The 18,945-nt window shown below is 40.1% G+C and carries 18 protein-coding genes; all 18 read right to left on the minus strand.

What is annotated here, in order from left to right; translation table 11 throughout:
- Window positions 1-123: 123 nt before the first annotated feature.
- The 18 genes from fusA to PCY17_RS03900 all read right to left on the minus strand — a co-directional run bounded on the left by fusA (window position 124) and on the right by PCY17_RS03900 (window position 18,944).
- On the minus strand, window positions 124-2,205 hold the full coding sequence (gene fusA, locus PCY17_RS03815) for an elongation factor G (RefSeq protein ID WP_000090336.1): 2,082 nt from the start codon (window positions 2,203-2,205) through the stop codon (window positions 124-126).
- A 279-nt stretch (window positions 2,206-2,484) separates the two neighbouring features.
- On the minus strand, window positions 2,485-2,955 hold the full coding sequence (rpsG, locus tag PCY17_RS03820) for a 30S ribosomal protein S7 (RefSeq protein WP_000087873.1): 471 nt from the start codon (window positions 2,953-2,955) through the stop codon (window positions 2,485-2,487).
- Between the two features lie 19 nt (window positions 2,956-2,974).
- Window positions 2,975-3,388 carry a 30S ribosomal protein S12 gene (rpsL, locus tag PCY17_RS03825; protein WP_001142332.1) on the minus strand — a complete coding sequence of 138 codons (414 nt, stop codon included), beginning with the start codon at window positions 3,386-3,388 and terminating at the stop codon, window positions 2,975-2,977.
- 318 nt (window positions 3,389-3,706) lie between these two features.
- Window positions 3,707-4,306 (minus strand): response regulator transcription factor, encoded by a 600-nt coding sequence (locus tag PCY17_RS03830; protein ID WP_301391935.1) that lies wholly within the window; start codon window positions 4,304-4,306, stop codon window positions 3,707-3,709.
- Window position 4,307: 1 nt separating this feature from the next.
- Entirely contained in the window at window positions 4,308-5,405 is a 1,098-nt protein-coding gene (locus PCY17_RS03835; protein WP_301391937.1) for a sensor histidine kinase, read from the minus strand.
- Window positions 5,406-5,409: 4 nt separating this feature from the next.
- Window positions 5,410-6,144 carry an ABC transporter permease gene (locus tag PCY17_RS03840; RefSeq protein ID WP_000794227.1) on the minus strand — a complete coding sequence of 245 codons (735 nt, stop codon included), beginning with the start codon at window positions 6,142-6,144 and terminating at the stop codon, window positions 5,410-5,412.
- A gap of 12 nt (window positions 6,145-6,156) precedes the next feature.
- A complete protein-coding gene (locus PCY17_RS03845) occupies window positions 6,157-7,032 on the minus strand; it encodes an ABC transporter ATP-binding protein (protein WP_000216047.1) in 876 nt (291 codons plus the stop codon).
- Window positions 7,019-7,213 carry a hypothetical protein gene (locus PCY17_RS03850; RefSeq protein WP_000709162.1) on the minus strand — a complete coding sequence of 65 codons (195 nt, stop codon included), beginning with the start codon at window positions 7,211-7,213 and terminating at the stop codon, window positions 7,019-7,021. Before PCY17_RS03850 ends, PCY17_RS03845 begins: the two co-directional genes overlap by 14 nt.
- Entirely contained in the window at window positions 7,210-7,416 is a 207-nt protein-coding gene (locus PCY17_RS03855) for a hypothetical protein (protein ID WP_000390701.1), read from the minus strand. Before PCY17_RS03855 ends, PCY17_RS03850 begins: the two co-directional genes overlap by 4 nt.
- 124 nt (window positions 7,417-7,540) lie before the next feature.
- Window positions 7,541-9,208, minus strand: coding sequence for a DAK2 domain-containing protein (locus tag PCY17_RS03860; protein ID WP_000036681.1), 1,668 nt, complete (start codon window positions 9,206-9,208; stop codon window positions 7,541-7,543).
- A gap of 2 nt (window positions 9,209-9,210) precedes the next feature.
- Window positions 9,211-9,576 (minus strand): Asp23/Gls24 family envelope stress response protein, encoded by a 366-nt coding sequence (locus tag PCY17_RS03865; protein ID WP_000216434.1) that lies wholly within the window; start codon window positions 9,574-9,576, stop codon window positions 9,211-9,213.
- A gap of 152 nt (window positions 9,577-9,728) precedes the next feature.
- The gene (gene rpmB, locus PCY17_RS03870; RefSeq protein WP_001140948.1) at window positions 9,729-9,917 is read right to left on the minus strand and encodes a 50S ribosomal protein L28; all 189 of its coding nucleotides are present in this window, start codon (window positions 9,915-9,917) and stop codon (window positions 9,729-9,731) included.
- A 440-nt stretch (window positions 9,918-10,357) separates the two neighbouring features.
- Window positions 10,358-11,650, minus strand: coding sequence for an ISLre2 family transposase (locus PCY17_RS03875; protein ID WP_301391939.1), 1,293 nt, complete (start codon window positions 11,648-11,650; stop codon window positions 10,358-10,360).
- 49 nt (window positions 11,651-11,699) lie between these two features.
- Window positions 11,700-13,334 carry a relaxase/mobilization nuclease domain-containing protein gene (locus PCY17_RS03880; RefSeq protein WP_301391941.1) on the minus strand — a complete coding sequence of 545 codons (1,635 nt, stop codon included), beginning with the start codon at window positions 13,332-13,334 and terminating at the stop codon, window positions 11,700-11,702.
- Window positions 13,328-13,720, minus strand: a complete 393-nt coding sequence (mobC, locus tag PCY17_RS03885) for a plasmid mobilization relaxosome protein MobC (RefSeq protein ID WP_301391942.1) — start codon at window positions 13,718-13,720, stop codon at window positions 13,328-13,330. The genes PCY17_RS03880 and mobC overlap by 7 nt, the downstream gene beginning before the upstream one ends.
- Before the next feature lie 217 nt (window positions 13,721-13,937).
- Window positions 13,938-14,354 (minus strand): hypothetical protein, encoded by a 417-nt coding sequence (locus PCY17_RS03890; RefSeq protein WP_301391943.1) that lies wholly within the window; start codon window positions 14,352-14,354, stop codon window positions 13,938-13,940.
- Window positions 14,355-14,424: 70 nt separating this feature from the next.
- Window positions 14,425-18,690 (minus strand): PBECR4 domain-containing protein, encoded by a 4,266-nt coding sequence (locus PCY17_RS03895; protein WP_301391944.1) that lies wholly within the window; start codon window positions 18,688-18,690, stop codon window positions 14,425-14,427.
- Entirely contained in the window at window positions 18,681-18,944 is a 264-nt protein-coding gene (locus PCY17_RS03900) for a hypothetical protein (RefSeq protein ID WP_301391946.1), read from the minus strand. Before PCY17_RS03900 ends, PCY17_RS03895 begins: the two co-directional genes overlap by 10 nt.
- Between the last annotated feature and the right edge of the window lies 1 nt (window position 18,945).

Genomic DNA, 18,945 nt, shown 5'->3' on the forward strand with positions numbered 1-18,945 from the left:
CTGAATAAAATTAGTATTTTTCTCACTTAGCGATTAAATTCGTATACTATATTCAGCAAAAATGAATAGTTAAAGACAAAAAAAGGAAGCCACTAAGTGACTTCCTTCTAGAGTGAGGACTGATTAGTCTTCACCTTTGTTTTTCTTAATGATTTCTTCTTGTACTGACTTAGGTACATCTTCATAGTGGTCAAATACCATCATGAATGTACCACGTCCTTGAGATGCAGAACGAAGAACTGTTGCGTAACCGAACATTTCAGCAAGTGGAACGTAAGCACGAACGATTTGGCTGTTACCGTGTGCTTCCATACCATCTACACGTCCACGACGAGCAGTTACGTGACCCATAACATCACCAAGGTTTTCTTCTGGAACAGTGATGGTTACAAGCATCATTGGCTCAAGGATAGCTGGTTGTGCCGATTTAGCAGCTTCTTTAAGGGCAAGTGAAGCCGCGATCTTGAAGGCTGTTTCAGATGAGTCGACATCGTGGTATGAACCGTCGTAAAGCTTAGCTTTAACGTCAACCATTGGGTAACCTGCAAGAACACCGTTAGCCATAGATTCTACCAAACCTTTTTCAACCGCTGGGATAAATTCACGAGGAACCACACCACCGACGATTGCGTTTTCGAATTCGAATCCTTTACCTTCTTCGTTTGGACTAAACTCAATCCATACATCACCGAATTGACCTTTACCACCAGACTGACGTTTGAAGAATCCACGTGCTTGAGTAGAAGCGCGGAATGTTTCACGGTAAGATACTTGAGGAGCACCTACGTTCGCTTCAACTTTGAACTCACGACGCATACGGTCAACAAGGACGTCAAGGTGAAGTTCACCCATACCAGAGATAACTGTTTCACCAGTTTCAACGTTTGTTTCAACGCGGAATGTTGGATCTTCTTCAGCCAATTTTTGAAGGGCAATACCCATCTTATCTTGGTCAGCTTTAGATTTTGGCTCAACCATCAATTGGATAACTGGTTCTGGAACGTGGATTGACTCAAGGATGATTTTAGCTTTTTCATCTGTCAATGAATCACCAGTTGTAGTATCTTTCAAACCAATAGCAGCTGCAATATCACCAGCATAAACGGTTTCGATTTCTTGACGACTATTGGCATGCAATTGCACAAGACGTCCGATACGTTCACGTTTACCTTTAGAAGTGTTCATTACGTAAGAACCTGATTGAAGAACACCTGAGTATACACGGAAGAATGTCAAACGACCTACAAATGGGTCTGTTGCAATCTTGAAGGCAAGAGCTGCGAATGGCTCTTCATCAGATGCTGGACGAGTTTCTTCTTCGTCTGTATCTGGGTTGATACCTTTGATCGCTGGGATATCAAGTGGGCTTGGAAGGTAGTCGATAACCGCATCAAGCATCAATTGAACACCTTTGTTCTTGAAGGCAGAACCACACAATACTGGGAAGAATTCAACGTTGATAGTTGCTTTACGGATCGCAGCTTTCAATTCTTCGTTAGTGATTTCTTCACCTTCGAGGTATTTCATCATCAAGTCTTCATCAGTTTCAGCGACTGCTTCAACCAATTTTTCACGGTATTCTTGAGCTTGGTCAAGGTATTCCGCTGGAATATCTTCTTCAAGGATATCTGTACCAAGGTCGTTAGTATAGATTTCAGCTTTCATCTTGATCAAGTCGATGATACCGCGGAAGTCATCTTCAGCACCGATTGGCAATTGGATTGGGTGTGCGTTTGCTTGAAGACGGTCGTGAAGTGTGCTTACTGAGTAAAGGAAGTCAGCACCGATTTTATCCATTTTGTTGGCAAATACGATACGTGGAACTCCGTACTCAGTTGCTTGACGCCAAACTGTTTCAGTTTGAGGCTCAACACCTGATTGTGAGTCAAGAACAGTAACCGCACCGTCCAATACACGAAGAGAACGTTGTACTTCGATAGTGAAGTCCACGTGTCCTGGTGTGTCGATGATGTTTACGCGGTGGTTGTTCCATTGAGCCGTTGTCGCAGCAGATGTGATTGTGATACCACGTTCTTGCTCTTGCTCCATCCAGTCCATTTGTGACGCACCTTCGTGAGTTTCACCGATTTTGTGGATTTTACCAGTGTAGTAAAGAATACGCTCAGTAGTTGTTGTTTTACCGGCATCGACGTGAGCCATGATACCGATATTACGAGTTTTTTCAAGTGAAAATTCGCGTGCCATGAGGTTTGTTTCTCCTATTTATTTTTAATTTCTATTCTATTATAACACGATTTTAATAAAAACGGATAGGCAGGACCTACCCGTTCTCAATGTTTATCTTGTTTTTGTTGGTTTCAACTTGTAGATAAGTTGAATTGAACTCGGGCTAAAAGCTCAAGTTAACTGATTTGAACCCGAGCGAGGCCCGGTGCAAAAAAGATAAACTGCTTTGTGTTCACGGAACACTGCATCAGTTTCCTATTTTTGCCTTGGGCCTTTGCCGCTCTTAGTATCATTTTATTACCAACGGAAGTGTGCGAAGGCACGGTTAGCTTCAGCCATACGGTGAGTGTCTTCACGTTTCTTAACTGCTGCACCAGTGTTGTTCGCAGCATCCAAGATTTCTTTTGCAAGACGGTCTTGCATTGTGTGTTCACCACGAAGGCGAGCGATGGTTACCAACCAACGAAGTCCAAGTGTTGTACGACGTTCTGGACGAACTTCAACTGGGACTTGGTAGTTAGATCCACCAACACGACGTGCACGTACTTCAAGTACAGGCATGATGTTTTCCATAGCTGTTTCAAATACTTCAAGTGCATCGTTTCCAGTAGCTTCTTTGATTTGCTCAAAAGCACCGTAAACGATTGAAGCAGCTGTACCACGTTTACCATCAAGCATAACGCGGTTGATAAGACGAGTAACTAGTTGTGAATTGTAAAGCGGATCTGGCAATACATCACGTTTTGGAGCTCTATTTTTACGACTCATTTCTCTTTATCCCCTTTCCTTATGCTTTTGGACGTTTAGTACCGTATTTAGAACGGCCTTGTTTACGATCGTTAACACCTGCAGTATCAAGTGCACCACGGACGATATGGTAACGTACCCCTGGAAGGTCTTTTACACGTCCACCACGAAGAAGCACCACGCTGTGCTCTTGCAAGTTGTGTCCGATACCTGGGATGTAGGCAGTAACTTCGATAAGGTTGCTCAAACGTACACGAGCGAATTTACGAAGGGCAGAGTTAGGTTTTTTAGGTGTCATTGTTCCAACACGAGTTGCAACACCACGTTTTTGTGGTGAAGAAACGTTTGTTTGAACTTTTTTATGACTGTTGTAACCAACGTTCAAAGCTGGTGATTTAGATTTTTCTACTTTTGATTTACGCGGTTTGCGAACCAATTGGTTAATTGTAGGCATCTACATTCTCCTGTGTTTTTTTATTTTTGGTGATGATACACTTGGTGACAGCTACCATCTGTGTGTACTTTTGCAACATTTGTCAGCACGTCCCTGTACACTTTTGAGAGACCAAAAGTAAAAAGTACCGTCTATTATTGTAACACAATTTTTCCTTCATTGTCAAGATATTTTTCATTTTTATTCTGATCTTTTAACTCTTTGACACTAGCTTTCACCGCTTTTCTAAACCAGAAAAGGAGGCGATTTACCTCCTCCTTTCTAGTATGGATTTCCTTTGATTCAAGTTATCGTTCCGGAATTTTTTAACCCTTCTTATCAAAGCCAACCAGATTCTTTTGCAATGTTGGCTGCCTCTGTTCGATTACCAGCATCTAGTTTCGAAAGAATATTGGTGACATAGTTTCGGACGGTTCCATTTGATAGATAAAGCTGATCCGCGATTTCTTGATTAGACAAACCCTGAGCGATTCCCTTTAAAACAGCGATTTCTTGCTCTGTTAACGGATTGGGGTGCGTCATCACCACTTCCATCAATTCAGGCGAATATTCCTTGCGCCCTTCGAGAACAGTGTGCAAGGTTTGCATGAGGTCTGAAATGCTTCTTTCTTTCAAGACATAAGCATCCACTCCAGCCTTGACCGCACTTTCAAAATATCCAGGGCGCTTGAAGGTCGTTACCACAACCACCTTTGTTTCTAGCTTTTCTGCTCGTATCCACTCCAAGACTTCGAGGCCTGTCTTAACAGGCATTTCTACGTCAAGAATGGCGATATCCACAGACTCTTTTTCTAAAAGTTGGATTGCTTCTTGGCCATCCTTGGCTTGTAGGACAGAATCTACATCTGGTTGAAAGGTAAGCAACTGGCACATGGCATCTCGCAACATACTTTGATCTTCTGCAACAAGTAGTTTCATCTTAGTTTCTCTCCTTATAAGGTAACCGAACCTGCACTTCAGTCGGATGTTTCTGACTGATTACCTTTACTTCTCCTGAAAAAGGAAGGACACGGTCTCGAACGGTATGGAGCTCATCCCCTTTTAGAGAAGCAAAGCCACATCCATCATCTCTCACTGTTAGAATGAGTTCTTTCTCAGTTCGTTCTAATTTCAAGTAAGCTTTCGATGCTTTGGCATGTTTGATGATGTTGGTCACTAACTCAAGTAAAATCATGGAGGCCGTTGATTCTAATTCCTGAGTTAGGCTAGCTGTATCTAGTTGGTGATTGATTTCTGTTTCAATTCCTGCAATTTCTAACATCTTTTTCAAAGTCTCTAGTTCTGATGTCAAAGTTCTAGACTTAAGATTTTCCACAATGGTTCGAACTTCACGCATTGATTCTTTGCTAATTTGCTGTATTTCTCTTAATTCCTTTTCCACCTGTGGATAAGCCTGCATCTGAAAAAGTTGGAGGGCAAGATCCGTCTTCACACTCAACATAGCAAATGTATGGCCTAGACTGTCATGGAGATCCTGACCGATACGATTGCGTTCATTTTCAGCCAAGAAAAGATTAAGTTTAGCATTTTGCTTTCTCTTTTCTTCTTTTATGTCCTCCGACAATCGAATTCGATAAAGACCAAAGGTCATTGCATCGGAAAAGATAAAGGTCACCAAGAAAAAGAGTAGCTGCCAGGGACTAACATGATTGACCATATAGATTCCGGTCAGAATGAACGGTTGCAGGACAATAAAACTGACAAAACGCCAAGAGTGAAAAGAAATCTCATCCAGCTCATAAATAAGGAGATTGGATAAATAAAAGATAAACCATGTGAAACCTGAACTTAGCCAAACAGATGTATAAAAAATGTAGACAAGCATGGACCACCATGCTAGCCACTGCACGGTGCGATTCTGACTGATTAAAACCGAATAGAAGGCAAGTACAAATAGTAGGGTCCATAGCAAGGTTAAAAGCGGGTAATCTCCAACGATGACACCCGCTATAGGAAAGATGATAAACACAATTGAAATATGAAACATATAATGAATGTTTTTAAATTTTTCCAACATAGATTTATTTTACCTCAATCCTTTTTTTCAGCTGGATTACCAGTACACCAAAGAAAACTGTATAGCCTAGCACAACCAAGGCAGAAAGAATATTAAATTCATGGTGTTCCAAATAAGTAGAGACGACCTGCATCAGTTGATAGGTTGGAGTCAGCTTTCCAATAGATTGGAGCCATTCTGGGAAGGAATCCAAGGGGAACCACAGTCCACCTAGAACAGCCAAAGCAATATAGGCAATATTTCCAACAACCGTCATCAGTTGAGCACTGGGTAGCAAGCTCACCAAGACCCCCATGCTGATAAAGACCACGCTTCCGATCAGCAAAATAGCACCAATTACCATCCAGTCAAGCCAAGGCAGAGTCACTCCACGGACAAAATGACCAACTGAAAAGACAACTGTAATTGATAACAAGAAAGTCAGTAGGGTACTGAACAGTTTTGATACATAATATTCTACCATAGATACGGGAGAATGTTGAATCAATTTTTGCCAGTTGTTTGTCTTATCAGACTCGAGTGTGCTTGGGATACTGAAAAAAGCACTTGACATGATACTAAAGAGCGTCATGGCAAAAAGATAGGCTTGAAGAGCAATTTCTGGAATATCTGACCCTGACATCATACCAGAAAAGATAAGGTAAAACACACTTGGAAGTCCGATGGATAGCAAATAGTAGACGGCTTGCCGTTTCATCAGAATGATTTCCACTTTCATGAGACTTGTCATATTTTTCATCATCAATCTCCTTTAATCTTGAGTCGTTTCGAATATACTGTCTAAGAGAGTTCGATTGCGAACTTCAATTTCTTCGATCATGCAGCCCTGTTCTTGCAAGACTTTCCATACCTGGCTGGCTTCTTTGGTTGTGAAGGAAAGAGCATTTTGCTTGATTTCAAGCCCTTGAATCTGGTCCAAAGTGCTGATAACTTCCTGATAAGTTAGTGGTACCGTAAAATGTTTTTCTTGTTCTTCACCACGCATGGCATAAGGTGTCGTATCCCGGATCAATTCACCCTTGTGGAGGACCAAAATGCGGTCAGCCGTATGTTCTACCTCTTCGATATAGTGAGAAGAGTAGACAATGGTGACACCATTTTTCTTTAACTGATTGACAATTTCCCAAAAATGCTGACGTGTCGAGGTATCCATGGCAGCAGTTGGTTCGTCCAAAAATAGAATTTTCGGACGACCTATTAGTGCCAACACGAAAGAGAACAAACGTTTTTGCCCACCAGACAACTTGCCCGCTAGCTGATTTTTCTGTTTGTCCGAAAATCTCAGCAAGTCATCAATTTCTTGATTGGAGAGACTGTTTGGATAGATTGATTGAAAGAAGGATAAGAGTTCTTTCACTTTCAAGTCTTGAACCACCGTATTTTCTTGAGGTAAGATAGAAATAAGCTGCTTTAATCGAGGATCTGTTGGTGCAAAGCCTTGAATAGCTATCTGACCTGAGCTCACGAACTTGTCGCCCAAGAGGCAATCAATCAAGGTCGTCTTACCTGCTCCGTTAGGTCCGATCAAGGCGACACATTCTCCGTCATTGATTTCAAAAGAGATGTTCCGCAAGATCTCCTTGTCTTTTATTTTCTTACTCAATTTCTCAACTTTAATCACAGTCATGAGATTCTCCTTTCAACCACTTCATTCCCATAGGGAACACAACGAAAATCATAAATCCGAAACCCCAAGCACCACGAATAAATTGGCGAAGCACGGTTTGGTCAAACCAACCAGTAAATATTTCCACTAACCATACCAAGAGTGACAGGCCGATAAAGAAATAGATGATTGCTTTTTTCATTCCTCAAACTCCTTTTTCACATCTCTGACTAATTTCAAACCTTCTCTGACAAGCCAAGACATCATTCCAAAGCCAGCAAAGAGTTCCCAAGGAAAATGATAGAAACCCTCGTCCAATCCTGAAAACATGAGATAAGTCATAACTCCTGCTGCTACTAAACTCACTGCGACAATCATTTTATTTTTCATTTCTTCTTCCTCCATTTCATACTTCAATTATAGTCTTTTGAATTTGGCGGAGCTAGATGCTTCTGTCACTAGGAAATATGACAAATGTCATAAAAAAAGAAAGCTGTAAAATCAACTTTCTTTTTTATCTATTAAATTTTTATTCCACACTGAAAAGATATGGATATACGGGTTGTTGACCTTGGTGAATCTCTACTTCAACATCTCCGAATTCTTCTGCGATTTCTTGGGCAATTTCATTGGCAAGTTCTTCGCTTCCGTCTTCACCGACATAGAAAGTCACGATTTCACTATCTTCGTCCAACATATGTTTCAAAGTTTCAGTCAAGGTTTGGTGCATGTCAGGATTTGACACGAGGATTTTCCCATCGACCATACCAAGATTGTCATTTTCATGAATTGCTAATCCATCGATAGTTGTATCACGAACGGCAGTCGTTACACTACCGCTGATGACATCACCGAGGGCTGCAGTCATGCGTTCTTTGTTTTCTTCGATTGATTTGCTTGGATCAAAGGCAAGAAGGCTGGTCAACCCTTGAGGAATTGTACGCGCTTCTACCACAACAGCAGGTTGTTCAAGCACTTCAGCCGCAGACTGAGCTGCCATAAAGATATTTTTGTTGTTTGGCAAGAAGATGATGTTGCGAGCATTGACCTGTTCAACAGCCTTGATAAAGTCTTCTGTTGAAGGGTTCATCGTCTGCCCGCCTTCGATAACATAATCCACACCTTGGGCACGGAAGATATCTGCTAAACCTTGACCAGCTACTACTGCGATAAGGGCATACTCTTTTGTTTCAGCAGGCTTGTTTCCTTGAGTTGCTTCTTTTTCAACTTGCGCCTCGTGTTGGTTACGCATGTTGTCCACTTTTACCTTAATCAAGCTACCATATTTGAGACCTTCTTGCATGACAAGACCTGGATCTTCTGTATGGACGTGAACTTTGACGATTTCATCATCATTGACAACAAGTAGAGAGTCGCCTAAGTCATTCAAGTAGTTACGGAATTCATCATAGTCAAAGTCCTTAGAATAAGTTGGACCTTGTTTGAGGGCTACCATAATCTCTGTACAGTAACCAAAGGTAATATCCTCAGTTGCAACATGTCCAGCCACAGACTTATGGTGCTCTGCATTAATCATTTCACTCATGTTGGCAGGAGTCGCTACAAAGTCTTCAGAAGCACTGTATTCACCAGTAAGAGCTGAAAGGAATCCTTCGTAGATGAAGACCAAACCTTGACCACCTGAGTCTACCACACCAACTTCCTTAAGGACTGGAAGCATTTCTGGTGTCTTAGCCAAAGCTGCTTTTGCACCTTCCAAGGCTGCACGCATGACCTCAACAGCATCATCTGTCTCCTCGGCTTTTTTCTTAGCCCCAATAGCCGCTCCACGAGAAACAGTCAAAATGGTCCCTTCAACTGGTTTCATAACCGCTTTATAAGCTACTTCGACACCGGATTGGAAGGCAAGAGCCAAGTCTTGACCTGTTAATTCATCTTTTTCCTTGATAGCCTGAGAGAAGCCACGGAAGAGCTGAGAAGTGATAACCCCTGAGTTCCCACGCGCACCCATCAAGAGTCCTTTAGCAAGAATGCTCGCTACTTCTCCAACTGTAGAAGCAGGCTTGTCTGCTACTTCTTTCGCACCATTCTCAATGGTCATTCCCATGTTTGTCCCAGTATCTCCATCTGGAACTGGAAAGACGTTTAATGAATTGACATATTCTGCTTGCTTATTCAAACGAGTTGATGCAGCCTGCACCATCTCTTGGAATAAACTGGTAGTAATTTTTGACACGATTATTCTCCTACAACTTTGATATTTTGAATGTAGACATTCACAGTCTGAGCAGTAATTCCTAGTTGATTTTCTAAACTAAAACGAACACGCTCTTGAATGTTTTTTGACACTTCGCTTATCTTTACTCCGTAGCTCAATACGGTATAAACATCAACTGCAATGCTACCATCTTCGGCTGCTTTTATAACAACACCCTTAGAATAATTTTCCTTACCAAGAAGGGCTTGGAAATTGTCTTTAAGGGCATTTTTACTAGCCATACCGACCACACCAAAAATCTCAGTTGCGGCACCACCTACTACGGTTGCAATCACTTCATCTGTCAGTTCGATTTGACCATCTTTTGTATTAATTTTTACAGTCATTTTTTTTACCTCAACTAGTTGATACTCTATTTTATCATATTTCAGCCCAAGTGTAAAAGCAGAATGCTGTATCGGCGGATATTTACTCTATTTTTCAAATGGTTTTATCCTTAGAGCAAAAGAAAAAGACCAGTTAGGTCTTTTCATTTTTATTAAACGCGTTCAACTTTACCTGATTTCAAAGCACGAGCTGAAGCCCAAACTTTTTTAGGTTTACCATCGATAAGAACAGTAACTTTTTGAAGGTTTGGTTTTACGGCACGTTTAGTTTGGTTCATCGCGTGTGAACGGTTGTTTCCTGATACAGTCTTACGACCTGTAAAGTAACATACTTTAGCCATTGTGTTTTCCTCCTATTAGATCTAATATAGCGGATGTGCTAGCACCACATACCGTACTATGTTATCACACTTTCTTGAATTTATCAAGGGCCTAAACTATTTTGTTTGTGTCTAAATTTTTGGGAATAATCAAATATCCTTATAACTCAATAAGAAAGCGAGATTTTTCAGACAAAAAAACTGGAAAAAGTTCCTTACTTTACTCCAGTCCTTGACTATATTGCACTATTTATGCTACAATATTGTTTGACTGATTAAGCAAAGTGTTGGTTTGTCTTAATCGGTGGTGTAGAAGTTGCTGCTTCTACACCTTTTTCTTTTTTATATTTACTCTATTATTGTAACACACATTAGGCAAAAAAGCAACTGTTTTATATAAAAACATGATAAAAAGACCTCTAAAAATTCTTTTTTTAGAGGCTTTTGTCTGCCTTCAAATTTTATTTATGCCCTCTTTTTCTGATGACAGCACCGTGTGGCTTATGGTTAATACGAAACCCTGCGCCTAATCCCGAATCCCTAAATTCCTCATACTCTTGTCTCCAAGCTCCAAAAAATAGCTCGTGTAGCTGATCAATTCGCTCAATAAGAATCATCTTGGCCATGGTACAAGCCCCTTTGATGGACCAATACATCCCTCGATGTTTCATGCGGTAAGTGACCTTTCGGTGCTGACTCTCCATTACCCCGATACCACGTGAGGACAATCCTCTAAGTTTAGGTGGCCTAGTGTCACAGAAATTTCTTAATAATTTCTTACGAAAATTGTAAAAATTATCAAGAGCTTCCTGGCTTTCTATGAGAGATTCAACTGTATCTAGTACGGTCTGAAGCAGGCTCTTCTGATGATTTTTGATGGCCTTAAAAGCAAGATCAAGTAGTGTAGACGGGTACGGCTTCAGGAATCTTTTAAGTTCTTCATTGACATGATAGGCATCCCAGAAATGCTCATGACGTTTAATCCGTAGGACTTTCTTAATTTCTTGAAATATTCTGCGAGAATATCCTTTACCATTGTCCGAGTTAGTGATAAGAAAAGTTTGATCAGTGATTTCAAAATGATTATAGAGATAGTCTATCAATTCTTCCTTTGCTTGTTCATGGCTTGTATGGATAATCTCATGCTTATTCTCTAGTACATACCGATTATTACCAACCTTCTTCGCTCCAGTATGAATCAGGAAATGAGCTAAGTCTGTATTGTGTCGTTCATCATTGCTTGATGTTGTCTTGACGAGCACACCATCTCCCTCCAGGTAGATTTTATCTGCCTGGATTTTTTTCGGTTGCTCATCACCTCTAAAAAGCCGATAGCGTTCCCTATCTGAAAAGAGTCTGCCTGCCATTTTTACAGACTTCAAAACAGCGTCCTTTGTTATCTCCAGGCGATAAGCCATCTTAACTGTTCGACAAACTTCACGGTAGGATAAAACAGAAGCGTGTTTTGCCATGTGAAAAATCAACTCAGGAGAATAACGCATATACTTTTCTAGACCTAGCCACTCATCTACGGGATAACAACTTTTATTTCCCTTTCGCCAGCGATTCCTAGAGAAGGTCACCTCTCCAAATGTAAAAACAACTGTCCTCTCTGTACTATCTATCCGCTTATATCCCCTCAGTCTCATGGAGGGAGCAATCTGCTCGTCATAATCTCTTACTCGCTTCAGGAATTGCTGCTCACGTTTGCGATCTAGTTCTGCGACAAATTCTTTTTCATCAAATCTAAACATACTCTCTATTGTACTGAAATCATGACTAGATTGAAAATATCAGAAACTTTTACAAGGTTTTTTCATCTTCAAAACGTCGGTCAACTTTCTCTTCACGACTACGCACGTGCTCCTTAACATCTCTATAATCTGTGTAATGTTTTAGAGTGTCGTCAAAGAACTCTTGTAAGGCTCCTTTTTCAATTTGGAATTGTTTAATCAGTTGACTGACATCTTCCAGTCCCATATCTTTTGGAACTCCTAAATCATCCAAAAGTTGTATCGCCGCAAGACTATTTTCTGGAGATTGCTGGATGGCTAAAAGTGCTCCTTCAATTTTATGATAACGTCCAAGTCGGTCATCTAGCTGTCTTAATTCCTCCTGGGTAGCCTCTATCTTTTCATTAAAGCGCTCCTCCAAATGTTGAAATTGTGTTCCATCTGTCACGCCGTGCTCGACTAAGAAATTATATTCCTTAATCAGTTCACGCATAGAGGAAATTTGAGCGTTTTTAGTTACAAGTGTTTCTCCATTTTGTTTGGCCAATTGCCTTGCGACAGTCAAGCCCATCATGTACCTATTTTTTTGAGATTGATCAGGATTGAGAAAATAAAAATAGTCTTTCTCTTTGATATAGATGGTATAATTTCCATCCTCATTTTTATCAACTTTATGAGAAGGTATTAAAATTGTACCACTATTTAAAGCTCCCATATCCATCTGCACGTAAATGCCTTGCTTGCTTTCTTGCTCGACCTGCCAGGATTCCACTTCCAATTTCAATTCAAAATCATTGGCCGTTTTTTCTTTTGATTTTTGATATTGTTCTTTCAATTTCTCCACATCAAAAACTAACTGATTCTTAGAAATTCTCTCTTTTATTTTTTCAAGAGAATAGAGTCCTTTCTTCGATAATGTATCATCTCGGACATTTCTTTGTTGGGGCTGATCGAGCAATTTATACTTCACAAATTTTCCAGAGAAATCAATCTGAAGATTAAGCGCAGCTGACTTTTGTTTGAAATCTTCTAACGACAAAGAGTGCTTCAGAAGAAAATCCAGACGCTCCTTAATTTCAAACCGATAATTATTTTGTCTCCGCCAAGCAGAATACTTTGTATAAGAATTTTTCATAGTAGGCTCAATAATTTTAGCGCCGTATCGTGCCGCATGTTTGTCCGAAATGGCTCTCAAATTTTTCAAGGTTTTCTTTTCCCAACGAAATTTCTTGAGCGTTGAGGTATTGGTGGTATTAAGTATGATATGGTTATGAAGATGATCTTTATCCGTGTGGGTTGCGATCACAAACTCATAATTTCCACCTGTCAATTCTAACATCGTTTGACGGCCAATTTCATGAACCTGCTCAGGAGTCAAGTTATCATCTGGAGAAAAAGACTGGATAATGTGATGGGCCAATACTTGTTTTCCTGAAGATAATTCTTTCAAGTCATCATCTCCTTTTTTAAAGGCTACAGCCAATTTTGTCATAACCATTTCCTCATCTGCTACGCTAAAATCAGAGATCCCATTGCCAGATACTAGCTTCATTTGAAGTTCACCATTATGATAGACAAGAGGAAAATCAAGATCACTTTCTGCGGTTTCTGACACAAGTGTTTTCGCTTCATTCAGAATATAGCGTACAGCTATTTTTAAATTGGAAGGAGTTTTAATTTGTTTGGGTGCTTTGATTACTACCATTCGTCATACGTCCTTATAGTTTTTACTTTTCGCTCCTGTAAACTTTTCTTCTCTGCGCTAGAAAATTTGGCAGCTACCATCTCTTTCAACTCAGATAGATAGTCAATAACTTGTGCTACTTCCTCTGTCGTAACCCCTTGATTTTCGTTAGCATGCTTGGCAATTTGGTTGATGTTCGTGCCCACTCGATTGATAGCAACTCGAAGGTCTTTCAATTCAGAAAAATCAATTTGAACCACCTTCCCTTGTACCAGTTGATTCTTCGCATAGTATTGAAAAGATGGAACTCCCATTTGGGCCATCGCCGTTTTAATTTGACGATCTTCCTCTGGTGTTAGTCGTATCAATTTTTGTATATAGCGTTTTCTATTTTCTCGTTTCTGCATTATTTTTTTATCCTCTTTCTCTCAAAGGCTCTGGCATTTTCTGACCAGGCATCATCCCCTGACTTCCTTGTGGTAAGCGTAGCAAATGGATATCCATTTGCGAAATTTAAAAAAATCAGAGAAGGAGAACCCTACAGTTTTCCTTCTTGATTTTCTCAGTTTTGGGGAAATCCCCAAGCCCCTTTCCTATATCTTTTGGAGTACAACTTCTAACATTTTATCGTAACCAACTGAAGATGTTTTTGAAAATAGATGATTGCTTATCACTATTTTCTACAATTTTTTCTTCCTGATTTTTTAACTTCTCAGCTAGGACAGAAAGTTGTTGAGCAGTTAGAGGCTGGAAAATAGACTGCCCAATTTGTATTTCTGTCAGTAAGATTTTTTCAGTGAGTACAGCTTGAAATTCTTCATCTGTGACCATCTTGAGTAGCTCAATATTTTCTTCTTCCCACTCCAAAAGAGCAGGATCTCCTTCAGGTAGTTGAGACTGTTCTTCCTCTAGTTGCTCCAGAACTTTTTGGCGAGTCAAGTCTTTAGCGTTTGGTGATACTCCTTGAACTCTGTCTCCATCCATGATTGGAATAAAGTCTGAGAGGATGATGATAAGTTGTTCTTCTTGTTCATTGGTCATGAGTGTTGTCCTCCTTGATGATGGTTTGTTTTTAATTTGACCTTGGGTTTATTTGGGGTGTCCCGTTCGGTCATTTCGAGAAACCCTTCTCTTTTTTTGATTGTGCATCTGCTTTCAACTCCTGCTTGTGTTCTTCAACAGCTTGCTTGCTCTGATCTTTAAACTTCTCCAGTTTTTGTTCAAAACCGAGCTTCGTTTGTTTCTCCTGACTCAATCTTAATTGTTCCAATGCTTGATCCATCCGAACCATTAAACTTTTAGCTTCTTGTTGGACAATATCCAACTGTGCTTCTAAATCAGCAAGTGTCTCTTTATCTGCAGACCACCCAGATAGATAGTTAAAGGAATACTCTGACGTATCAATACCATAGTATGAAGAAACAACATAAGCGACACTTTCAGCCTGGAGTTCAGCAGTACTTCTAGTTAGATTTCCCTTTTGAGGATTATCTGCATGATGCAACTCTGCATGAGCCATCTCATGTAAGAAAGTTTTAATAATTTGAGCCTTGTTCATCTCATTACTACGTAAAACAATTTGATGTTCTGGGACAGAATAATATCCATGTTTATTATTTTCCATCTCTTCAAATCGAACCGATACATCATTTTCTTTTGCAATAGCCATCAGGGCACGGTAAAGATTTGCATAGTCCAAATCAGTCAGCTGTTCTTTCACTTCTGCAGCTTTTGGCATCTCCTTTCCTTCTGTCTGACTAACATCAAAGACTGGTACTAGGCCAAAGAATGTGACAGTTTCTGGCTTCCCATTTTTATCCAATATTGGTTGGTTATTTTCATCCTTTTTGATCTTCGTCATAGGTTTAAAAATACGTAAAGCCTTCTCACCTTTTTTTACATAACGGCCAAAGTTTTCTTTCCACTGTTTGAAAGAAGCTACTTGCCTTGCTTCAGGATTTTGTGCAAGAATTAAGCGCAAGTTACGATTAGAATAATTATTTAGCTGGCTCATTTTCGTTAGATAGTCTCTGTACTTATCTGAATCCAGAAACTCCTTAATTCCTTCTTTAAGGTGACGACTTAATCCTGCCATATCTTTATTTTGAATAAAATCTGCGACTGCAAGACTGCCTGCTGCTAAAACAACTTCTTCCGCTTGTAGACCCTCTTCAACCTCTGGTTTAGAACCTGGCTTCGATCTAAAATCATACGGATTCGTTCCCTGAAGCAACTCCTCCTCATCAGAAACACCGTCAGCATCCGCATCATGTTCCAACTCCTGCTTGTTGTAGCTTTGTTCTTCTAGTTTGATTTCTTCCTCTTGTGATTTCTCAAATTCTTCTCGGACTGTGGAGATCGTTTGTTCAACTTTTTCTGATAAACCTTTGATTTCTTTTTGCCATTTTTCAATAAGGGCCAATTGTTCCATAGGTGAGTCTTTGACTCCCAACTTCTCAAACCAAGCAGATAGATTTTCGACCTCAACACTATCCATTCCATCAAAAGAGATAAATCCAAGGCGACCATCATGACTACTATCTGTAAATCCAATTGGACTATTTTCCAAATCTCCAAATGGGAGTTGGGATAGAAGTTGATCTGCGTAAAGAGTATCTTCTAAAGCGTAACTGAACTGAGAAATATCTAACTCACTCGCCAATCTCTCCAGATGATACTGAGTGAATATGGCCTCATCTATCTTCATCAATTCTGGGTACTCTCTCATTTCTCGTGTTCCAAGTCTTTCTTTGTGAGCGATGGGGTTAATCTCCTCACCGATATTGTAACGGATGCTATCCTGGATCAGTTCACCATCAGGAGCGTAGATACTAAACTGGATCTTAGTTGGAGAGATGTAGCCTTCTGGATAAACACCAGTCACTTGTTCTAGCCCTTCCTGATGTAACTGATAGAAGCTCTGGTTGGCTTTGTAAAGCTCTCTAGCAAAATCTTGATAAGATATCAGCTCTGTTTCTTTAAAGGGCAATCTAGGCCCATCTGGGCGCTCCTCAGACCATTGAAGGCGTACATGGTAGTTCTCCTTATAGATATGATCTTGTTTCCACTCTTTATAAAAATCTGAATTTGTATCTAGGAGATGATCTTCTCCAGCTGCAGCAACAATCTGATCAAATTTATCATTATGCTGCTTCGCATAGTCAAGATACTGATTCCAGGCTTGATGAAATTCTTCTGGAGTTTTTGAGATATCACCTGGCACACCTAAATTATAGACAGTATCTAAGACTTGAGTAAACGTAGTCGAATCCAGTAGGGACTGATTCTTCTTCAAAACTGACAGCATTTCTGCACCTTTGTCTTTAACATATTCTTCATTGATTGAAAGTTGCTCAATGTGGCCATCTCTTTCTCTATAAACACCAAGAATGATCTTTTCATCCAACGATTTAACATTAGTTGCAAGCTCTCCCTTGAGTTTCATAAGAGAGGCTGGAATTTTTTCATCTCCGATATCTTTAAAAAGTAGTAAGAAATCTTCATCTTTTGCTTTAATAGCTTCACTCATATTGAGATTGTGAAGCTTTTCAACACTGCTCAAATCATCTAAAACAAAAGAATATGGATCTAAAATATCACGCAACATAGGAAGAACCTGCAATTTATCCTTAATTGCATTACTAATCAACATACCGTCATAATGCCCCTGACCATTGGCAATATCATCTAGGAAATTTGCTGCTCCCTTTCCCTCTTCAAAAGGTCTGATCCCTGAAAGATGGATAAAGTTATCCTTTTGAAAAGTCACCTGAAGCACATTCTTCTCTCCATGATCCGCATAAACAAAGCTGATCTTACTGTCAGCCAGTTCATTTAAATACCAGGACGCTGTACTTTGGATAGACGGCGCATATTGATTTAATCGTCTTAAATCCGCTGGTGTAATCGGATGATAATTCGCTGTTCTCCGTTGCACTTTATCATAATTTGTGCTAAACTGTAAGTAAGGATAGGATGATGTCGGGTGACTGGTAACAGTTTGCTCAAAGGTACTTGTTTCAAGTACAGGTGAGGTACTGCCTTCAGCTTTAGGCTGTAAAGAACCCGTGCCACCACTGGTCCTATCATTCATTTGCTCCTGAGAGTTCTCAGGAGCTTTTTCTGTGCTCTGAATTTGTTTTTTAGGCTCCCTACCATCTACAAGAGGATTGGAAGGTTTTTCATAGGTCACTGTTTTGTCCGAATCAATAACCATTTGTTTTCTAGGCTCTACTGAAAAACCTATATTATTCCAGTTTTCCTTCAACCATGTTGCATCTTCAGGAGAAAGGTGGCTGGTATCAGGAAAGTGACTTGATGATTTAATTTCCTCAGCCTTTTCCAGTTGCTTGGTCTGCTTCAGAATCTCATTCCAGTCTGTCTTCTCCTGACCTTCACGTTTTGGTGGTCTTGCATCGATAACTGGGATTTTCTTCTCCCGTAGTTTGGTAATAAAGTCTGTACCTGCTTTATCGTGATCAACTGCCAGCGTGATGAGATCATCATATTTGTGATCTTGAAAAAGTGTGGATGTTTCCGCTGCAACAGATAAAAATTTAGAGGTACGTGTTAACTCACTAGCCTTGGTATAATCCCTTTCATCCATCGCAATCTCCCCTCGCTCCTGCAGAATTTCAAGAACATAGTGAGACAAAACTCCCTCTTTTAATCCTTCCATCGCAACCAATCGAACATCGTTTAATTCGCCCTTATGAAGCTCATAATAACTCATAAGGTCAATTGGTGCCTCTGTCACAATTAAACGCTCAGGAGAGCCTATAGAAACGTTTAAGCCACTGATAGCCTCTGATTGATACATGATTTGTTTCAGGTAGCCCTTACCTGGATGACGTTCCTGATCAGGAACAAGTCCCTGAAGGCTCGCACCTACCAGTTGCTGATTTCTATCCAAGTATTTAAAAACTAATACATCTTCTAAAACGCCCTCTTTGTCCTTACGTTTAGCTTGGGCTAATACTCCCTTCTCCAGGAAGAAGTCGATTGTATCATCAGAGAGACCTCTAATCTCCTTGAGATAGGCTCTCGCCTCCACAAATGGTTGTTCGTAAGGTGCTAGTGTATAGTTGAAAGGTTTACGTTCTTCCTCTACTGGTTTTGCTTCAGGAAAGGAACCTGTCTCTAAGAATACCATGGCTTCCTTATAGCTGACATTTCGCATTTGTTGTACGAGATTGATGGTATCACCAAAGAAGTTTTGAGAATACCAATGCCAGGTATTCTTGACAGTATCAATCTTAAATGAGTCATGCTCGGCCCAATAATACTCTCGATGTGACTTTCGCTTCATCTCCATTCCAAGGCTACGAGCTACTTCTAAAATATCCAGCGATTTGGCCTGTGCTTTTGTTAAAGGCATACTCTTTCCTCCTCTACTAATTCCTTAAATAAAAGATATCCTTCAGGAGTTGCATCTAGTTCACTAACAACTATTGGATTTTCCTGACTCGTTGTCACAAAAAGATGAGGAGCTAATTGATAGAAAGTCTCCTCATCTGCCTGTTTGAATAGCTGCCAAATAGCATAACGTTCTATGGCTAAATTTTCTGGCTTTAGTGCTAAAACTTGTGAGATACTCTCTAGGTATCCTAATTGTGTTTTGGTTGTGTCCATC

Source organism: Streptococcus sp. SO2 (assembly GCF_030440025.1).

Coding starts and splice junctions, on each gene's coding strand:
- PCY17_RS03895 (WP_301391944.1), bottom strand. CDS start 18,690: ATGCCTTTAACAAAAGCACAGGCCAAATCGCTGGATATTTTAGAAGTA.
- PCY17_RS03875 (WP_301391939.1), bottom strand. CDS start 11,650: ATGTTTAGATTTGATGAAAAAGAATTTGTCGCAGAACTAGATCGCAAA.
- rpsL (WP_001142332.1), bottom strand. CDS start 3,388: ATGCCTACAATTAACCAATTGGTTCGCAAACCGCGTAAATCAAAAGTA.
- rpsG (WP_000087873.1), bottom strand. CDS start 2,955: ATGAGTCGTAAAAATAGAGCTCCAAAACGTGATGTATTGCCAGATCCG.
- PCY17_RS03835 (WP_301391937.1), bottom strand. CDS start 5,405: ATGTTGGAAAAATTTAAAAACATTCATTATATGTTTCATATTTCAATT.
- PCY17_RS03865 (WP_000216434.1), bottom strand. CDS start 9,576: ATGACTGTAAAAATTAATACAAAAGATGGTCAAATCGAACTGACAGAT.
- PCY17_RS03840 (WP_000794227.1), bottom strand. CDS start 6,144: ATGAAAAATATGACAAGTCTCATGAAAGTGGAAATCATTCTGATGAAA.
- PCY17_RS03830 (WP_301391935.1), bottom strand. CDS start 4,306: ATGAAACTACTTGTTGCAGAAGATCAAAGTATGTTGCGAGATGCCATG.
- PCY17_RS03900 (WP_301391946.1), bottom strand. CDS start 18,944: ATGGACACAACCAAAACACAATTAGGATACCTAGAGAGTATCTCACAA.
- PCY17_RS03845 (WP_000216047.1), bottom strand. CDS start 7,032: ATGACTGTGATTAAAGTTGAGAAATTGAGTAAGAAAATAAAAGACAAG.
- fusA (WP_000090336.1), bottom strand. CDS start 2,205: ATGGCACGCGAATTTTCACTTGAAAAAACTCGTAATATCGGTATCATG.
- mobC (WP_301391942.1), bottom strand. CDS start 13,720: ATGCAGAAACGAGAAAATAGAAAACGCTATATACAAAAATTGATACGA.
- PCY17_RS03880 (WP_301391941.1), bottom strand. CDS start 13,334: ATGGTAGTAATCAAAGCACCCAAACAAATTAAAACTCCTTCCAATTTA.
- PCY17_RS03890 (WP_301391943.1), bottom strand. CDS start 14,354: ATGACCAATGAACAAGAAGAACAACTTATCATCATCCTCTCAGACTTT.
- PCY17_RS03850 (WP_000709162.1), bottom strand. CDS start 7,213: ATGAAAAAAGCAATCATCTATTTCTTTATCGGCCTGTCACTCTTGGTA.
- rpmB (WP_001140948.1), bottom strand. CDS start 9,917: ATGGCTAAAGTATGTTACTTTACAGGTCGTAAGACTGTATCAGGAAAC.
- PCY17_RS03855 (WP_000390701.1), bottom strand. CDS start 7,416: ATGGAGGAAGAAGAAATGAAAAATAAAATGATTGTCGCAGTGAGTTTA.